Source organism: Flavobacterium orientale, assembly GCF_014638005.1.
Taxonomy (GTDB): domain Bacteria; phylum Bacteroidota; class Bacteroidia; order Flavobacteriales; family Flavobacteriaceae; genus Flavobacterium; species Flavobacterium orientale.
This window is the reverse complement of the sequence record NZ_BMFG01000007.1, coordinates 122,959-139,852: the sequence shown is the minus strand read 5'-3', so window position 1 is coordinate 139,852 and position 16,894 is coordinate 122,959. Positions and strand designations below refer to the sequence as shown.

Genomic DNA, 16,894 nt, shown 5'->3' with positions numbered 1-16,894 from the left:
GGCTTTGAAATTATCAAATTTTCATTATTCGATTGTTATATTGCTATTTATTGAAAAATTCCTTTTAAAAAATCGTTTTTAATAAAAAATGATTTCTAAAAGAGATATTTACCTATTAATTTTCTAATGTTCTTACGATTTCGTAATTTTGCACCACAAACAAATAAACCTTTACCACCTATGGCATTTGATATTGAAATGATTCAAAAAGTGTATGCTAATCTAGCGGAACGTGTTGACAAAGCTCGTGAGTTAGTAGGTCGTCCACTTACCTTATCTGAGAAAATTTTATATTCCCACTTATGGGAAGGAACGCCTTCACAAGCTTTTAAGCGAGGTGAAGATTATGTTGATTTTGCACCGGATCGTGTTGCTTGTCAAGATGCGACTGCACAAATGGCTTTATTGCAATTTATGCATGCCGGAAAAAGCAAAGTAGCAGTTCCCACTACGGTTCACTGTGATCACTTAATTCAAGCTAAAGTAGATGCTAAAACTGATTTAGCTCGTGCGAAGCAACAAAGTAATGAAGTGTTTGATTTCTTATCGTCGGTATCGGATAAATACGGTATTGGTTTTTGGAAACCGGGAGCCGGAATTATCCATCAAGTGGTATTAGAAAATTATGCATTTCCCGGAGGAATGATGATTGGAACCGATTCGCATACCGTAAATGCAGGCGGATTAGGCATGTTGGCCATTGGAGTAGGAGGAGCAGATGCAGTAGATGTAATGTCAGGCATGGCTTGGGAATTGAAATTTCCAAAACTTATAGGTGTAAAGTTAACCGGAAAATTATCCGGTTGGACCGCACCGAAAGATGTTATTTTGAAAGTAGCCGGCATTCTAACTGTAAAGGGAGGAACCGGAGCTATTGTTGAATATTTTGGCGAAGGAGCTTTGGCGATGTCGTGTACCGGAAAAGGCACCATTTGTAATATGGGAGCTGAAATTGGGGCTACTACGTCCACTTTTGGCTATGATGCTTCGATGGATCGTTATTTGCGTTCCACCGGAAGAGCCGATGTTGCTGATGCGGCCAACCAAGTAGCTTCTTATTTGACAGCTGATGCGGAGGTATATGCCAATCCGGAGCAGTATTTTGATCAAGTTATTGAAATTAATTTATCGGAATTAGAGCCCCATTTGAATGGTCCTTTCACACCGGATTTGGCAACGCCAATTTCTAAAATGAAAGAAGAAGCTATTAAAAACAATTGGCCATTGAAAATTGAAGTAGGTTTGATTGGTTCTTGTACCAATTCTTCTTATGAGGATATTGCCAGAGCTGCATCCTTAGCGAAACAAGTTTCGGAGAAAAACTTAAAAACAAAAGCACAGTTTACGATTACACCGGGTTCAGAAACCGTACGATATACGATAGAACGCGATGGTTTTATTGATACTTTCGATAAAATCGGAGCTACTGTTTTTGCGAATGCTTGCGGACCGTGTATCGGAATGTGGGATAGAGAAGGAGCGGAGAAAGAAGAACGCAATACGATTGTTCACTCGTTCAACCGTAACTTTTCAAAGCGTGCCGATGGAAATCCAAATACCCTAGCGTTTGTGGGTTCACCTGAGTTAGTTACTGCTTTAGCGATTGCCGGTGATTTAGGATTTAATCCATTAACGGATACGTTGATTAACGAGGACGGACAAGAAGTGCGATTGGACGAACCAAGCGGAAATGAGTTACCTCCAAAAGGGTTTGATGCGGAAGATCCGGGTTATCAAGCACCTGCCGAAGATGGTACGGGAGTTCAAGTAGCGGTAAGTCCCACTTCAGAACGTTTACAATTGTTGGAACCCTTCTCACCATGGGATGGAAAAAACATTACCAATGCAAAATTATTAATCAAAGCTTTCGGAAAATGTACCACCGACCACATTTCGATGGCCGGACCTTGGTTGCGTTTCAGAGGTCATTTGGATAATATTTCGAATAACATGTTGATTGGAGCCGTAAATGCTTTTAATCAAAAAACGAATACGGTTAAAAATCAATTGACAGGAGCCTATGATGCTGTTCCGGCTGTTCAAAGAGCTTATAAAGCTGCAGGTGTTCCTTCAATTGTTGTGGGAGACCACAATTATGGCGAAGGTTCTTCAAGAGAACACGCGGCTATGGAACCTCGTTTCTTAGGTGTGAAAGCGGTATTGGTAAAATCATTTGCTCGTATTCACGAAACCAATTTGAAGAAACAAGGGATGTTGGCTTTAACTTTTGCCAATGAAGCGGATTATGACAAAATTCAAGAGAATGATACTATCAATTTTGTAGATTTAGTTGATTTTGCACCGGATAAACCGTTAACGTTAGAGTTTGTTCATGCAGATGGCAGCAAGGATGTTATTATGGCTAATCATTCGTATAATGACAGTCAGATTGGATGGTTTGTGGCAGGTTCTGCTTTGAATTTGATTGCAGCGGCAGGAAGAGCTTAAGTTTTTCTTTTTTTATATATAACTCCCGAAGTGATTCGGGAGTTTTTTTTGTTTTTTGTTTTAAGTGTTAAATTTTTTTTCTTGCGAAGGTTGGAACGCGGATGACGCAGGTGGCTTTGCCAACGCTGATTTTCGCAGATTTTTTTAAGACGCTTCGCTTTTTTTTATTAAGAGGATTAGGTTTTTAACCGCAAAGTTCACAAAGAATTACGCTAAGGACGCAAAGACGCTTCGCTTTTTTTAGGGAGGAAAGTTACCTCTCACAGAAAACACAGAAAGCACAGAATTTGAGATGCTTTTGTATTGCTTACGGTTTTGCCGGTTTTACATAGACTTCGGTGGTACCGGAATTCCAATATACTTTTTCGAAATAGAAGTCGATTGCGGTTAGTTTGTTTTTGGTACGGATGTTACATTTCCCATATACTTTAGCTTCGTTACAGGTTACGGTTAACCATTGGTTGTTTTCCAATTGGTTGGCTTCATACATTTTGAAGATGCTTTGAGCAATTTCTTCCCGAATGGTCATTTTAGCATTGTAGGTACTCACAATAACGGTATTCCCTTTTTTGCATCGGGAAACCAGTTCGATACCGTTATGACCGTGGTTGTAGGGTTCTGCTTTTTTTGCTTGAGCAAAGGTTAGCTGTGTACATAAAATCAAAAAGATTCCGAATATTTTCATTGAGTGGTTTGGTTTAGTCCGCTAATTATATTTTTATTTCTAAAGTATCCCATAGCATTTTGATGATTTTTTCACCTTGTTCTTTACTTTCTTCATTCATAGTCATGGTCATGATTAATACGCCACTGTCTTTAAAACCATGTGAGGCTATTTCATAAGTATTCACATCTTCTTCATACGTCAAGACTGCTTTTGCAACCTGCAGGTTGACTCCGTTTTTTAATTTTCTATCATAGTCTTTTCGAACCAAATCGTAGCCATAATTTACACTTTCTTTGGTCACTTCATTCATCATCATCTCGTTCAAAAACTTTGGATTGATAGTATTGTAGCGTTGAATTATAATTCCGGAACCTTCAGCACTCATGATGGTTAGTTGTTCAATACCTTGTTCGACTTGTATTTTAGAAATTTTAAAATCACTGGGGTATTTAAAATTAAAAAACGCGTCACTATAAGATAATGTATCTTTAATGTTTACTTTCAGTACAGTGCTTTTTCCGTTAATTGTGGTTGTGAATTCTTTGTCCAGAGCCACATCCATTTTCTTTCCGTTTATGGTAATGGTGTAATCTTCTTGACAAAAAAGGAGCGTTGGCAACACCAAAGCCAGTGTCACTAAAAAATAATTTTTCATATAAAAACGGTGATTAAAAAAATTGGGAATTCAAATTTATACTTTTTTGTCAAAAAAACAAGATTTATTTATAAAAGTAACGGGGAATTTGTGTTATTAGTATTTTTGGGAGGTACTGAGTTTCTGAGGTGCTGAGAGAAAAAAAGCACTTCATCAGAAGAGAGGAAGTGCTTTAGGGTTGTTTGGTTAGGTTAATTTTTTAATAGTAATTGTAGCGTCTTACTTTTGCGATGTATTTTGCCAATCGAATTACTTGGTGACTGTATCCAAATTCGTTGTCGTACCATACATAAAGTACGATATTTTTTCCATCTCCTGAAACGATAGTGGCATTGCTGTCATAAATAGCGGGTGCATTTGTGCCTACGATATCTGAAGACACCAATTCGTTATTTAATGAATATTTAATTTGTTCCACTAATTCGCCTTCTAAGGCGTATTTTTTCATGATGTTATTTATATCTTCCACAGAAGTTTCTTTACTAACTTCTAAGTTTAACACTACTAGAGAACCATTAGGTACAGGAACACGAATTGCATTGGATGTCAATTTCCCGGCTAATGAAGGTAATGCTTTAGCTACAGCACTTCCGGCACCGGTTTCTGTGATTACCATGTTCAACGCAGCTGCTCTACCACGGCGGTATTTTTTATGCATGTTGTCCACCAAATTCTGGTCGTTTGTGTAAGCATGTATGGTTTCTAAGTGTCCTTTTACTACCCCTAAAGTGTCTTCCACCGCTTTTAGAATAGGTGTGATGGCATTGGTTGTACACGATGCCGCAGAGAAAATATCGACATTTTCCGGATTGTGTTCGTTGTGGTTTACGCCATATACAATGTTAGGCATTCCTTTTCCGGGAGCTGTTAGCAATACTTTAGCTGTTCCTTTTGAAACCAAGTGTCTTTTTAACGCTTCTTCGGTAGTGAATGCTCCTGTGTTATCAATCACCAAAGCCTCTTCAATTCCGAATTTTGTATAATCCACATCTTCCGGTCCGTTAGCCGAAATCATGTGCACGGTAGTACCGTTTATAATTAACGCATTGTTTTCCGGATCGGCTGTAACTGAACCTTGAAAATCACCATGCACGGAATCATAACGCAACAATGAAGCTCTTTTTTCTAAGATAGTGGCGTCATTTTTATCTCTAGTTACAATCGCACGAAGACGCAACTGGCTCCCTTTTCCTGTTTTAGACATTAACTCACGAGCTAATAAACGACCAATTCTACCAAAACCATAAAGCACAACATCTTTTGGTTTGATGATATGGAAGTCTTTGGCTTTTTTTAATTTATCAATTACAAATGATTTGGTATTGTGGTATTTGTCGTCTTCCAAGTGGTATTCGTAGGTTAATTTTCCGATATCTAATTTAGAAGGAGGTAAATCTAAAGAAAGCATTTCGCGGGCAATTTCTACGGAATCAAAAACGGAGATTGGTTTGCCTACAAATTCACCGGCATATTCGTGAAGGTTTAGAATTTCAGAAACATTTTTATCGATTAATTGGTTTCGGAAAAGCACGATTTCGATTGATTTGTCATACCATAAATCGCTGATAATTTTAATGAATTCTACGCCTGCTCTTCTTCTGTCCGCTTGAAACGAAAGTTCTTTTTCGTATAACGATTGATTGATTTTCATTGTATTGTAGTTAGTGTTGTTTATAAATTTGGTGCAAAAGTATTGATTTCAATCGTTTTCGTAAAGTATTTTAGGATTTTTTTAATTCTTGTGAAGATTGGAACGCGGATGACGCTGGTGGCTTCGCCAACGCTGATTTTTGCGGATTTTTTTGACATTAAGAAATTTAGACGCTTCGCTTTTTTTTCAATAAGGAGGGTTAAGGCTTTTGTGCAATGGAACACGGATGACACGGATTGGGCGGATTTTCACGGATTTTTAAGTGGATAGTGTTAGGACTGTTTGCTTTTTTCAACATTAAGAATTTAAGACGCTTCGCTTTTTTTCAATAAGGAGGGTTAAGGCTTTTGTGCAATGGAACACGGATGACACGGATTGGGCGGATTTTCACGGATTTTTAAGTGGATAGTGTTAGGACTGTTTGCTTTTTTCAACATTAAGAATTTAAGACGCTTCGCTTTTTTTCAATAAGGAGGGTTAAGGCTTTTGTGCAATGGAACACGGATGACACGGATTGGGCGGATTTTCACGGATTTTTACGTGGATAGTGTTAGGACTGTTTGCTTTTTTCAACATTAAGAATTTAAGACGCTTCGCTTTTTTTAATTAATGAGGGTTAAGGTTTCTTTCTCGCAAAGATGCAAAGACGCAAAAACTGTGAAGTATAAAGACGCAAAGACGCTTCGCTTTTTTTTTTTCATTAAGGGGGGGTTAAGGCTTTTGTGTAATGGAACATGGAGGACGCGAATTGGACGGATTTGTTTGATGCTGCAACGAAATCAGCATGACATAATCAAAAAAAATCCTGCAAGGTCAAAATGCGACCTTGCAGGATAGCCCCTAGCTAAAATTAGCCTTCCTACTAAATTATTATTCGCATTAACTGACCGTTTCTCAGTAACAATTCAACGCGAACGCCTTCTTTTTCTGTTTTGCTTCCTAGACCTCTAGATATGGTTTCTACATCTGTGGCTTTAACTCCGTCGATGCTCAGGATGATGCTTCCTTTTAATTCATCACTGTAAGGAGCTAATTTTTCGTTAGTAATATCTTTGATCTTTACACCCTGATTTATTTTAAAACGTTGTTTGTCGGATGCATCCAAATCTTCCAATTCTAAACCATAAAATTCATAATTCAACAGTTCTTTTTTAGATAATACCACCGGAATCACCACTGTTTTCCCATTTCTACTCACCGTTACCTTAATCTCGTCATTAGGTCTTTTGGTGTTGATATATCCTGATAATTCAGCAAACGAACTGATGGTTTGGTTGTCTAATTTTTTAATAACATCACCTGATTTGATGCCTGCTTTTTCGGCACCTGAATTTTTGGTTACTTTGTTCACATAAAAACCTTGAGTATCTTCTACTTTAAATTCTCTGGAGGCTACACCATTTAGTTCAACTCCTTCAATGCCTAAAATACCCCGTTGTACGTTACCGAACTCCATGATGTCTTCAATGATTTTTCGGGTGATGTTAGAAGGTACTGCAAAAGAATACCCTACATAACTACCGGTATTGGATGAAATCATGGTATTAATTCCCACTAATTCGCCACGTGTATTCACTAAAGCACCACCGCTATTTCCAGGGTTTACAACGGCATCGGTTTGGATGAAGGATTGAATGCCTCTAGTATCTAAATTTCTTGCTTTGGCTGAAACAATTCCCGCAGTAACGGTAGAGTTAAGGTTATAGGGATTGCCTACAGCCAAAACCCATTCACCTACACGAACATGATCGGAATCTGCAAAAACGATGTACGGTAATTTTTCATCGGCCTCTACTTTGAGTAAAGCAATGTCCATTTTGGAATCTGTACCAATTAGTTTGGCTTTGTATGTTTTCTTGTTATTGAGCGTCACCTCAAGGTCTTGTGCCCCATTAATTACGTGGTTGTTAGTCACAATGTATCCGTCTTCCGAAATAATAACTCCGGAGCCCGTTCCGATTTGTTGTTGCTGTTGTCCGCCACGTTGTCCGTACATGAACTCCATGATTGGGTTCGAAATAGTTCGATAGGAAACATTTTTTACGTGAACTACTTGGTTTAATGTTGATTCTGCAGCTTCTGTAAAATCAATAGCTTCAGCGGTTAATCCAACCGTTTTAGTTGCTAACGAAGGTGCTGATGTAATAATGTTATCGGCAGAAGCGTTGTTTTCTTCTACGAAAAGTTTGTACGATCCAAGTGTAATTATACCACTCAGTAAAGCGACAAAAAATAAATTTGCTGTGTTTCTCATATACTAAATGTTATTCATTAGATAATGTAAAATTATTTGATTTATTGTTTTTGTAAAATAGGTTTAACGTACTTTAACGCACCTTAACTTTTCTTTAAAATAATTGTACTTTTGTACATCAGAAATTACAAAAATGACAATTCAATTTTACAAATATCAAGGTACGGGAAACGACTTTATCCTAATTGACAATCGTCAGGAATTATTTTCCAAAAATGATACCAAACTGATAGAACAACTCTGTAACAGACGTTTTGGGATAGGAGCAGACGGTTTGATCTTGTTAGAGAATGACAAAAATTCCGATTTCAAGATGGTCTATTATAATTCTGACGGCCATGAAAGTTCGATGTGTGGTAACGGAGGCAGATGTATCGTGGCTTTCGCCAAACAATTAGGGGTTATTGAAAATGAAACTACTTTTGTAGCAATAGATGGTCTACATTATGCCAAAATTTCAGATAAAGGAATTGTTTCATTACAAATGAAAGATGTTGATGCTATACAATTGGCTTCCGATTACGTTTTTATGAATACCGGTTCGCCCCATCATGTGACTTTGGTAGATGACGTAAAATCTGTTCCCGTAAAAGAAATAGGCAGTGCTATTCGTTATAGTGCTTTGTATGGAGAAGCGGGAAGCAATGTCAATTTTGTGGAACCTATTTCAGACACTCTTTTTGCAGTGCGAACCTATGAGCGAGGTGTGGAAGATGAAACCTTATCGTGTGGAACAGGCGTTACTGCGGTTGCCATTGCCATGAATGCTATCGGTAAAACAACTTCCAATGAAATTTCGTTACTTGTAGAAGGCGGTCAATTGCAAGTACGTTTTCAAAAAGAAGACCAAAAGTACACCCAAGTGTTTTTAATCGGGCCGGCCGAATTTGTTTTTGAAGGTCAACTAGTCTTAGCAACCTAATACCATGAGTACACTTCAAGGGGAACATATTTATTTAAGAGCTTTAGAGCCAGATGATTTGGATTTTGTCTATCGGCTTGAGAATGACACGGACCTTTGGGAAGTTAGTCAAACGCAAACACCTTATAGTCTGTTTTTGATAAAAAACTATCTTGAAAATGCTCACAAGGATATTTATGAAGCCAAGCAATTGCGATTGGCCATTTGCAAACAGGAATCTTTTGAGTCTATTGGATTGATTGATTTATTTGATTTTGATCCTAAAAACCAAAGAGCCGGAATCGGTATTGTCATTCAAAATCAAGATAACAGAAATTCCGGATACGGCAAGGAGGCTTTGGAGTTGCTTCTTGCTTACGCGAAAGATTATTTGCATGTACACCAACTTTTTGCCAATATTGCCGTACATAATTCACCAAGTATTGCGTTGTTCACTTCTTTTGGTTTTCAATTGATTGGTGTAAAAAAAGAATGGATTTATAATCAAGGTATTTATACTGATGAAGCTATGTATCAGTTACTATTTTAAAAATTTATTTATGACTTTAAAAAAATTAGTTCTTTATATTGTTTTGGTGTTGTTGGTTGTTGTGGCTTTTTTAGGCTTTCGTGTCTATCAAATCGTTTTCACTCCTAATACAGATTTCTCAGAAGAAAAAGTAAGTGTTTATGTACCTACAAATTCTACTTTTGAGGAGGTTAAAGCCCTAGTAGCTCCCTATTTGAAAGATATGGATAAGTTTGAATCGTTGGCTAACCGACGAGGTTATTCCTCAGAAGTGAAAGCCGGAAAGTTTGAATTAAAGAAAAACATGAATACCAATTCCATAATATCGGCATTGCGACGACCGGTTGCTGTTCGAGTTACTTTTAATAACCAAGAGCGATTGGAAAATTTTGCCGGAAGGATAGCCTCTCAGTTAGAAGCCGACAGTATTAGTTTGTTGCATGCATTCAGAGAGCCAAAATTTTTGGAAGAACATGGGTTAACAGAAGCTACTGCTTTTACGTTATTATTACCCAATACTTTTGAATTTTATTGGAATACTTCTGCTGAGAAATTTCGTAATCAAATGGCAAAAGAATATTATCGCTTTTGGAATGAAGACCGAAAAATGAAAGCTGAAGCCTTGGGATTAACACCAGCTGAGGTTTCTATTTTGGCTTCGATAGTACACAAAGAAACTACAAAGGTTGAGGAACGACCAAAAGTGGCACAAGTCTATTTGAATCGCTTGCGAATCGGCATGCCGTTACAAGCTGACCCAACCGTTATTTTTGCCTTTAAATTGGTTTCCAATGATTTTGACCAAGTAATCAAGCGGGTTTACTATAAGCATTTGGAAGTAGTTTCACCTTATAATACCTATAAAAATGCAGGTTTGCCACCGGGTCCTATTTTTATGCCCGATGTCAATGCAATTGATGCGGTACTACATCCAGAGTCACATGATTTTATTTATTTCTGTGCAAGTGTGGAACGTTTTGGCTATCATGAGTTTGCCACCACTTTAGAGCAACACAATGTGAATGCCAGAAAGTATGCTGCTTGGTTGAACAAACAAACTGCAGGAAATTAATTGAGAGCCTATTTAGCCATAGTTGTACTATTTTTTCTGTTTATTGATGGGTTGTGTGCTCAATCGAAGTTTGCCTCTTTTTTAACTCCGGCTGATTCTTTAGTAAATTCGAGACGCAATTTGGTGGTAGTTTCTGAAGTGGTTTTGACTTCTGCTGCTTTGGTAGGATTGCATGAATTGTGGTATGCTGATTATGAAAAATCATCTTTTCATTTCACCAATGACAATGCTGACTGGCTTCAAATGGATAAGGTTGGTCATGTTTTTTCTTCCTATCATTTGGGTCGGTTTAGTTCTGAAATGCTAGCATGGTCAGGTGTTTCAAAGAAGAATCAATTGCTTTATGGAGCGGGTTATGGCTTTGTTTTTTTAACGGCAGTAGAAATTCTTGACGGTCATTCTGCTGAATGGGGTTTTTCTTGGGGGGATGTAGGAGCTAATGCAGCAGGAACGGCTTTGTATGTTTCACAAGAACTTTTGTGGCATGAGCAGCGAATTGTTCCGAAGTTTTCCTTTCATACCACTCAATTTGCAAGTCAACGACCTGAAGTGTTGGGAAGCAGTTTCAGTGAGCAACTTTTAAAAGATTATAACGGGCAGACCTATTGGTTGTCGGCTAATTTGCATTCTTTTCTACCCGCTACAAAAGTACCTCGTTGGTTAAATGTCGCTTTTGGCTATGGAGCAGAAGGTATGATTTTGGCAAATTTAGATTCCTCCTCGGATTTATTGTTACCAAATTACGAAAGGTATCGTCAATTTTATTTGAGTTTGGATGTAGATTTGACTAAAATCGATACCAGATCTACTTTTTTACGCACCTTATTTTCTGTTTTTAATACGATTAAGATTCCGGCTCCAACGTTTGAAATAAGGGGATCACGAGGCGTCAAATTTCATTGGATTTACTTTTAAAAAAAGTTTAACTATTTGATAATCACATTTATAAAAAAAGTTGTATATTTGCACCGTGAAATTTCAGTGTTGTGACAGGGCCTGAGAAAACAACTTTATGATTAGAAAATGGTATTTTTACACAACGATTGTGTTTACAGTATTGGTCTTAAGCTCCGGTTTTAAGCCTTATGAATTTCAGTATTTAGAATGGTTTCATGTAGACGAAACTGAGGAATTGTTTTATACGGTTCCAACTTCAGAAGAAAGTGCTTACCAGCACATCGCTGTTCCTTTCACAGGAAAAACGTTTGCCGGCTTCAAACAAGCTTTGGCATTTAAAGAATCACAAGGAAAGTATCACAAAGTGAATCCATTTGGTTATATGGGGAAATACCAATTTGGTATGGGAACCCTTCGAACCATAGGTATTACTGATAGTTTGGCTTTTATGCGTTCCCCTCGAATTCAGGAGCAAGCTTTTAAAGCTTTATTATCGTTGAATAAGTGGGAGCTTAGAAATGAGATTCAGCAGTATGAAGGCAAGGTTATTAGTGGTGTGACCATTACAGAATCCGGATTATTGGCAGCCGCACATTTAGGTGGTGTTGGTTCGGTTCGTAAATTTTTAAGGAGTAATGGAAACAGAGGTTTCAAAGATGGTTTCGGTACTTCCCTAAAAAGTTATATTAAAAATTACGGGGGGTATGATACTTCCATTATTCAGCCGCAAAAAAAGGTACGAGTAAAAATCAAGCAAGTTTAAACTTTACAGTTGTATAGAAAAAAGGTCGATTTCAACATCGACCTTTTTTTATTTTAAAAAACTTGATAGTTGCCAAGCTTGTACGTGTGAAATTCCTTCGTTAGATGATTGGATAGTTTTTTTATCTAATAGAAATAATCTTTTACAGACGAATAATTTCGTGTGATTGTAAAATAATCTTTTCCACACGAATGATTTTTATGTTGGATAAAAAAATCAAGCTAAATGACAAGATGCACTTACGATTTCTGAATAATAAAAATGGTAGGTCGGTTGTGTAAATCGACTTTTGTTTTTTTCCAGTCGTTAATTGTTAACGTTTTGATGTACTCGGTTGGCAATGTAATGTCGGTTGCAATACAAAGTCGGGTACTATTTTGAAGAGCCTGTAAAATATCTTCCAGTAATTTATTGTTTCGATATGGCGTTTCAATAAACAATTGTGCTTGGTTTTTTTCAAACGACAAACGTTCTAAGTTTTTCAAAGCTGCTTTTTTTTCTGATTTGTCAATGGGTAGGTACCCATTGAACGCAAAACTTTGTCCGTTCATACCTGAACCCATCATTGCTAAAAGAATGGATGATGGTCCTACTAACGGCACCACTTGAATGCCTTTTTCATGAGCCAATTTTACGATAACAGCACCCGGATCAGCAACGCCGGGACATCCGGCTTCACTCATTAATCCCACATTTTTGCCTTCTAAACAAGGTTGTAACATGGCTGCGTATTCCCTTTCTTCTGTATGCTTGTTCAGCAAACTAATACGAAGTGAAGGTTGTGCTTTTTCGGGATGTATTTGTTTGATGAATTTTCGAGCTGTTTTTTCGTTCTCAACAATATAATCTGTTATGAAATCAATAGCTCTCTTTACTGTTTGTGGCAACACATCCTCGGGAGCTACTTCACCCAATGTGGTTGGAATTAAATATAATTTTCCTTTGAAGGTAATTGGTTTCATGATGAGGTGTGTTTTTTAATCAATTTTTTTGCTAAAACGTCACAAGCTTGTTCCAACATATCATAAACTTCTTCAAAATTACTGAGAACACCATGATAGGGGTCAGGTACATCAACTTTTTCTCCCGGAAATAATTGGTCTAAAATAAGGTGTACTTTCTTTTTGTCTTCCTCATTAGTAGCCATTTGAATTACGTCTTCATAATTGTTGACATCCATTACAAAGATGTAATCATATTCGCGAAAGAAAGAAGGTTTGAATAATTTTCCTTTTTGGTGGGAAATGTCGATGCCTTTGTTTTGAGCAATATTGATAGACCGTCGGTCGGGCGGGTCTCCAATATGCCAATGGCCCGTGCCGGCAGAATCCACAAAAAAAGTTTCTTTAGGTAATTTTGAAGTTAAAATTCCTTCTGCTAAAGGGGAACGACAAATATTTCCCAAACAAACCATTATTATTTTTACGGCCATATTATATAAAAAAATGGTTAGTCATTTTTAGTTGACTAACCACAGTAATTTAATTTATAAGGATAATTTCTTGTGAATGTCGTCTACAAATTTTCGGAACTGTTTGTCGGTAGTAACCAAATTGTCTACTGTCTTACAGGCATGTAACACAGTTGCGTGATCACGGTCGCCAATTTGAGAACCGATATTTGCTAAAGAAGCTTTAGTAAATTTTTTCGCAAAAAACATGGCTAATTGTCTTGCTTGTACCACATGACGTTTTCTTGTTTTAGATTGTAAAGTATCAACATCCAATTGGAAATAATCGGAAACTACTTTTTGAATGTATTCAATAGAAATTTCACGTTTTACATTCTTAACAAATTTTTCAACGATATTTTTAGTCAGTTCCAGCGTCACTTCTTTTTTGTTGAATGATGCTTGAGCGATTAGCGAAATGATGGCCCCTTCGAGTTCTCTGACATTTGATTTGATGTTTCGGGCAACATATTCGATTATTTCATCCGGCATTTCTACACCATCTCTATACAGGATGTTGTTTAAAATGGATATACGGGTTTCGTAATCCGGCTGGTGTAATTCGGCAGATAATCCCCATTTGAATCTAGATAATAAACGTTGTTCGATATCTTGCATGTCAACGGGAGCTTTATCAGAGGTAAGAATTACCTGTTTGCCGTTTTGGTGTAAATAATTAAATATGTGGAAAAACACATCTTGTGTACCTGATTTACCGGAAAGGAATTGTACATCATCAATTATCAACACATCGATTAATTGATAGAAATGTATAAAATCGTTACGGGTATTTTTTTTAACTGAATCAATATATTGTTGTGTAAATACTTCAGCAGAAATATATAATACTGTTTTTTCAGGGTATTTATCTTTGATTTCAACGCCGATTGCGTGAGCTAAATGGGTTTTACCCAAACCAACGCCTCCAAAAATTAATAATGGATTAAACGAGGTCCCACCCGGTTTATTTGCCACAGCCATACCAGCCGATCTTGCTAATCGGTTGGAGTCTCCTTCCAAGAAATTATCAAAACTATAATTAGGATTTAATTGTGATTCAATTTTTAAATTTCTGATACCTGGAATTACAAAAGGATTTTTGAGTTCCGGGTTCAGGTTTTTAAAAGGTGCATCAACTTCTTGAGGTTTTAATGGATTTCTGTTTGAGCTTGGCAATTGTTCCGTAAAAGGTTGTTTATTGCCAAAAGTGTTTTCCATTTTAATTTTATAGAGTAACTTTGCGTTTTTTCCAAGTTCTCTGGTAAGAGCCACTTTTAGTAATTTTACATAGTGTTCCTCGAGCCACTCATAGAAAAATTTGCTGGGTACCTGAATGTATAAAGCATTATCGGTAAGCTCAACTGACTTAATCGGTTCAAACCAAGTTTTATATGCTTGGTCCTGAATATTGTCTTTTATGAAGGATAGACAGTTTTCCCATACCGATTGCGCAGTTTTGTCCATGAATCTTTAAAATTTTAATGTTTATTACTAGTTAACCTACAAAAGAAACAGATAGTTTCTGGTGTTAATTTTGGGTTAACAAATATGTGAACAAAAATCCTTAAAAAAAAATAAAAAGGGTATTGATTTTATAAAAATATTGTTGTAAAGAACATTTGAAGTTCAAAATATAAACCAAAAAAAAGAATAGATTTAAAATGAAAGAACATCAATTAGAAGTACGCGTTCGTTATTCAGAAACCGATCAAATGGGCGTTGTTTATCACGGAAATTATTTGCCTTATTTTGAGATAGGACGCGTGGAATGGCTTAGAGATAAAGGGATTTCATACAAAGAGTTGGAAGAAAGCGGTGTAGCATTACCTATAGTAAACATCAATATAAATTACAAGAAACCAGCCCGTTATGACGACTTATTGAAAGTGATTACAAAGCTAAAATTCAGATCTTCAGTAAAGATAGGATTTGAATGTAAGATTGAAAATGAAAACGGAGAGTTATTAACAACGGCTGACTTTATTTTGGTATTTGTTTCGATAAAAACCGGTCGACCTATTACGCCACCGGAACAAATAGTATCCATTTTAAATACCCATTTGTTATCTGAAAAAATGTAATTTAAATCGAATATAAATTAGCAGCATCAGTTGATTCTTATAAATCGATTTTTGTGATTTTACACGTTTTAAAGGATTCACATTTTTCTTGGAACAGATTGTATTCTTTTTCCGGAATTGCAATTGTCCATTCGCAGTTCAGTTCCATTTTCTGTTCCTTTATCGTTACTTTACATTCTTTTATTAGCTGCATTATTTTTGGATGGTCTTCGTATTCATACTGAAGGTTTATAGTTGTCATTTCGATACATTCCACTTTTTGAGCTACTTCTAAGACCATTTTTGCTGCCATTTTGTAAGCGGTCACCAAACCACCGACCCCTAATTTTACACCTCCAAAATAACGAACCACGACCACCAGAATATTTGTTAAATTAAATGATTGAATTTGTCCATAAATTGGCATTCCTGCACTATTATTAGGTTCGCCGTCATCACTGGCTCTATATTTTATGTTTTTATATCCTATTTGATAGGCATAACAAGCATGGTTGGCATTCGGGTGTTTCTTTTTTATAATTACTAAGTGATTTTTAATATCTTCTTCAGAAAAAACAGGAAAAGCATAACTAAAGAATTTACTGTTTTTTTCTTTTAGTAAATTATCTAAAATAGGATTTTCAATGGTAAAATAGCTTTCTTCAGAATTTGTTTGCATGATTAAAAGGTAACTAAAACTATGGCGATTATAGCAATTAGAATTCCGATTGTATTTCTAACGTTTAATTTTTCTTTAAAAAGTATAACCCCTAACAAAGTTGTAAGTGTCACAATAGCTACATTGTGAATGGTAAATATAGTGGAACTGTCCCACGTAGGATGATTTAACATTCTTATCATAAAATATAAGGAGAAGTAATTTGGAATTCCTAACGCAATACCTGCCATGATATTTTTAATTTTGATTGCTTTTTTATTTTTTACTACTTGATAACCAATAAAAAAGCAACCTACACAAAATGCCATAAAAAAAGTATGTGATGAAAAAACAGCAATTTCATCCAAAGGCACATAATAATTTTGCATGAATTTTAGACTCGTATCTACTGCACCTGTACCCAAAAATACTAATAGCGGTAGTAACCATTCTTTATTTTGGGTTATTTGACCTTCTTCTTTTTTTGAAGTAAAATAGACCGCTGCTAAAGCTAAAATTATGCCTATTATTTTAATAAAGCCCAAGCTTTCTTTATATATGATAACACCAAAAGCAATGGGAATCACAACCGACATTTTTGCTGCGACTGATGTGGCTGAAAGTCCGTTTCGTTGTGAAGCTAAAGCGATTAAATAGAAAACACTTATAAATAGAAATCCAATACTAAAACTGCCCCAATACCAAGTTTTTTGTGGTAACTCTGCTACTTCAAAAGTGCCGGAACTTATGAAAAATCCGAGACAGGCTGCAGTAAGGTAATTGGCAACTAAAGCTTGAATTGTGTTGATATTAAAATGACTAAACCATTTAAAAATGACGAATAATAAAGAATTCAGTCCAACACTGCAAAGAATATAAATCACTTTAG

17 protein-coding genes are annotated in these 16,894 nt (G+C 36.3%); 7 read left to right on the top strand and 10 right to left on the bottom strand.

Annotation, left to right across the window (positions count from 1 at the left end; translation table 11 throughout):
• Positions 1–180: 180 nt before the first annotated feature.
• A complete protein-coding gene (locus IEV15_RS10400) occupies positions 181–2,448 on the top strand; it encodes an aconitate hydratase (RefSeq protein ID WP_188362457.1) in 2,268 nt (755 codons plus the stop codon).
• A gap of 307 nt (positions 2,449–2,755) precedes the next feature.
• Here IEV15_RS10400 and IEV15_RS10395 read toward each other — a convergent pair whose 3' ends face one another.
• The 5 genes from IEV15_RS10395 to IEV15_RS10380 all read right to left on the bottom strand — a co-directional run bounded on the left by IEV15_RS10395 (position 2,756) and on the right by IEV15_RS10380 (position 7,675).
• Positions 2,756–3,133 (bottom strand): hypothetical protein, encoded by a 378-nt coding sequence (locus IEV15_RS10395; RefSeq protein ID WP_188362456.1) that lies wholly within the window; start codon positions 3,131–3,133, stop codon positions 2,756–2,758.
• Positions 3,134–3,158: 25 nt separating this feature from the next.
• Positions 3,159–3,770 carry a hypothetical protein gene (locus tag IEV15_RS10390; protein ID WP_188362455.1) on the bottom strand — a complete coding sequence of 204 codons (612 nt, stop codon included), beginning with the start codon at positions 3,768–3,770 and terminating at the stop codon, positions 3,159–3,161.
• Between the two features lie 199 nt (positions 3,771–3,969).
• Complete coding sequence (locus IEV15_RS10385) at positions 3,970–5,421, bottom strand: glyceraldehyde-3-phosphate dehydrogenase (RefSeq protein WP_188362454.1); 1,452 nt, start codon at positions 5,419–5,421, stop codon at positions 3,970–3,972.
• A gap of 20 nt (positions 5,422–5,441) precedes the next feature.
• Positions 5,442–5,579 carry a hypothetical protein gene (locus tag IEV15_RS14620; RefSeq protein ID WP_229734137.1) on the bottom strand — a complete coding sequence of 46 codons (138 nt, stop codon included), beginning with the start codon at positions 5,577–5,579 and terminating at the stop codon, positions 5,442–5,444.
• 704 nt (positions 5,580–6,283) lie between these two features.
• The gene (locus tag IEV15_RS10380) at positions 6,284–7,675 is read right to left on the bottom strand and encodes a S1C family serine protease (RefSeq protein ID WP_188362453.1); all 1,392 of its coding nucleotides are present in this window, start codon (positions 7,673–7,675) and stop codon (positions 6,284–6,286) included.
• Between the two features lie 133 nt (positions 7,676–7,808).
• Between IEV15_RS10380 and dapF the strand changes: the two genes are divergently transcribed.
• The 5 genes from dapF to IEV15_RS10355 all read left to right on the top strand — a co-directional run bounded on the left by dapF (position 7,809) and on the right by IEV15_RS10355 (position 11,837).
• On the top strand, positions 7,809–8,597 hold the full coding sequence (dapF, locus tag IEV15_RS10375) for a diaminopimelate epimerase (protein ID WP_188362452.1): 789 nt from the start codon (positions 7,809–7,811) through the stop codon (positions 8,595–8,597).
• A 4-nt stretch (positions 8,598–8,601) separates the two neighbouring features.
• Positions 8,602–9,126 (top strand): GNAT family N-acetyltransferase, encoded by a 525-nt coding sequence (locus IEV15_RS10370; RefSeq protein ID WP_188362451.1) that lies wholly within the window; start codon positions 8,602–8,604, stop codon positions 9,124–9,126.
• Between the two features lie 10 nt (positions 9,127–9,136).
• The gene (gene mltG, locus IEV15_RS10365; protein WP_188362450.1) at positions 9,137–10,177 is read left to right on the top strand and encodes an endolytic transglycosylase MltG; all 1,041 of its coding nucleotides are present in this window, start codon (positions 9,137–9,139) and stop codon (positions 10,175–10,177) included.
• Positions 10,178–11,092, top strand: coding sequence for a DUF2279 domain-containing protein (locus IEV15_RS10360; RefSeq protein ID WP_188362449.1), 915 nt, complete (start codon positions 10,178–10,180; stop codon positions 11,090–11,092).
• Positions 11,093–11,189: 97 nt separating this feature from the next.
• The gene (locus IEV15_RS10355; RefSeq protein ID WP_188362448.1) at positions 11,190–11,837 is read left to right on the top strand and encodes a peptidoglycan-binding protein LysM; all 648 of its coding nucleotides are present in this window, start codon (positions 11,190–11,192) and stop codon (positions 11,835–11,837) included.
• A 239-nt stretch (positions 11,838–12,076) separates the two neighbouring features.
• Here the strand turns inward: IEV15_RS10355 and IEV15_RS10350 are convergent, their stop codons facing one another.
• From IEV15_RS10350 to dnaA, 3 genes are read right to left on the bottom strand one after another with little or no spacing between them, the layout of a single operon-like run.
• Positions 12,077–12,799, bottom strand: coding sequence for an SAM-dependent methyltransferase (locus tag IEV15_RS10350; protein WP_188362447.1), 723 nt, complete (start codon positions 12,797–12,799; stop codon positions 12,077–12,079).
• Complete coding sequence (locus IEV15_RS10345) at positions 12,796–13,269, bottom strand: low molecular weight protein-tyrosine-phosphatase (protein ID WP_188362446.1); 474 nt, start codon at positions 13,267–13,269, stop codon at positions 12,796–12,798. The genes IEV15_RS10350 and IEV15_RS10345 overlap by 4 nt, the downstream gene beginning before the upstream one ends.
• 54 nt (positions 13,270–13,323) lie before the next feature.
• Positions 13,324–14,751, bottom strand: a complete 1,428-nt coding sequence (gene dnaA / locus IEV15_RS10340) for a chromosomal replication initiator protein DnaA (protein ID WP_188362445.1) — start codon at positions 14,749–14,751, stop codon at positions 13,324–13,326.
• Positions 14,752–14,948: 197 nt separating this feature from the next.
• On the opposite strand from dnaA, the gene IEV15_RS10335 reads away from it, so the two are divergent.
• Positions 14,949–15,368 (top strand): acyl-CoA thioesterase, encoded by a 420-nt coding sequence (locus IEV15_RS10335; protein ID WP_188362444.1) that lies wholly within the window; start codon positions 14,949–14,951, stop codon positions 15,366–15,368.
• Positions 15,369–15,405: 37 nt separating this feature from the next.
• Here the strand turns inward: IEV15_RS10335 and IEV15_RS10330 are convergent, their stop codons facing one another.
• Together IEV15_RS10330 and IEV15_RS10325 are read right to left on the bottom strand one after the other, a co-directional pair.
• Positions 15,406–16,026 (bottom strand): YigZ family protein, encoded by a 621-nt coding sequence (locus IEV15_RS10330; RefSeq protein ID WP_188362443.1) that lies wholly within the window; start codon positions 16,024–16,026, stop codon positions 15,406–15,408.
• Between the two features lie 2 nt (positions 16,027–16,028).
• Complete coding sequence (locus tag IEV15_RS10325; RefSeq protein WP_188362442.1) at positions 16,029–16,889, bottom strand: EamA family transporter; 861 nt, start codon at positions 16,887–16,889, stop codon at positions 16,029–16,031.
• Positions 16,890–16,894 lie beyond the last annotated feature (5 nt).

Coding starts and splice junctions, on each gene's coding strand:
- IEV15_RS10395 (WP_188362456.1), bottom strand. CDS start 3,133: ATGAAAATATTCGGAATCTTTTTGATTTTATGTACACAGCTAACCTTT.
- IEV15_RS10390 (WP_188362455.1), bottom strand. CDS start 3,770: ATGAAAAATTATTTTTTAGTGACACTGGCTTTGGTGTTGCCAACGCTC.
- IEV15_RS10345 (WP_188362446.1), bottom strand. CDS start 13,269: ATGGCCGTAAAAATAATAATGGTTTGTTTGGGAAATATTTGTCGTTCC.
- IEV15_RS10385 (WP_188362454.1), bottom strand. CDS start 5,421: ATGAAAATCAATCAATCGTTATACGAAAAAGAACTTTCGTTTCAAGCG.
- IEV15_RS10330 (WP_188362443.1), bottom strand. CDS start 16,026: ATGCAAACAAATTCTGAAGAAAGCTATTTTACCATTGAAAATCCTATT.
- IEV15_RS10370 (WP_188362451.1), top strand. CDS start 8,602: ATGAGTACACTTCAAGGGGAACATATTTATTTAAGAGCTTTAGAGCCA.
- IEV15_RS10355 (WP_188362448.1), top strand. CDS start 11,190: ATGATTAGAAAATGGTATTTTTACACAACGATTGTGTTTACAGTATTG.
- IEV15_RS14620 (WP_229734137.1), bottom strand. CDS start 5,579: ATGTCAAAAAAATCCGCAAAAATCAGCGTTGGCGAAGCCACCAGCGTC.
- IEV15_RS10335 (WP_188362444.1), top strand. CDS start 14,949: ATGAAAGAACATCAATTAGAAGTACGCGTTCGTTATTCAGAAACCGAT.
- mltG (WP_188362450.1), top strand. CDS start 9,137: ATGACTTTAAAAAAATTAGTTCTTTATATTGTTTTGGTGTTGTTGGTT.
- dapF (WP_188362452.1), top strand. CDS start 7,809: ATGACAATTCAATTTTACAAATATCAAGGTACGGGAAACGACTTTATC.
- IEV15_RS10400 (WP_188362457.1), top strand. CDS start 181: ATGGCATTTGATATTGAAATGATTCAAAAAGTGTATGCTAATCTAGCG.
- dnaA (WP_188362445.1), bottom strand. CDS start 14,751: ATGGACAAAACTGCGCAATCGGTATGGGAAAACTGTCTATCCTTCATA.
- IEV15_RS10380 (WP_188362453.1), bottom strand. CDS start 7,675: ATGAGAAACACAGCAAATTTATTTTTTGTCGCTTTACTGAGTGGTATA.
- IEV15_RS10350 (WP_188362447.1), bottom strand. CDS start 12,799: ATGAAACCAATTACCTTCAAAGGAAAATTATATTTAATTCCAACCACA.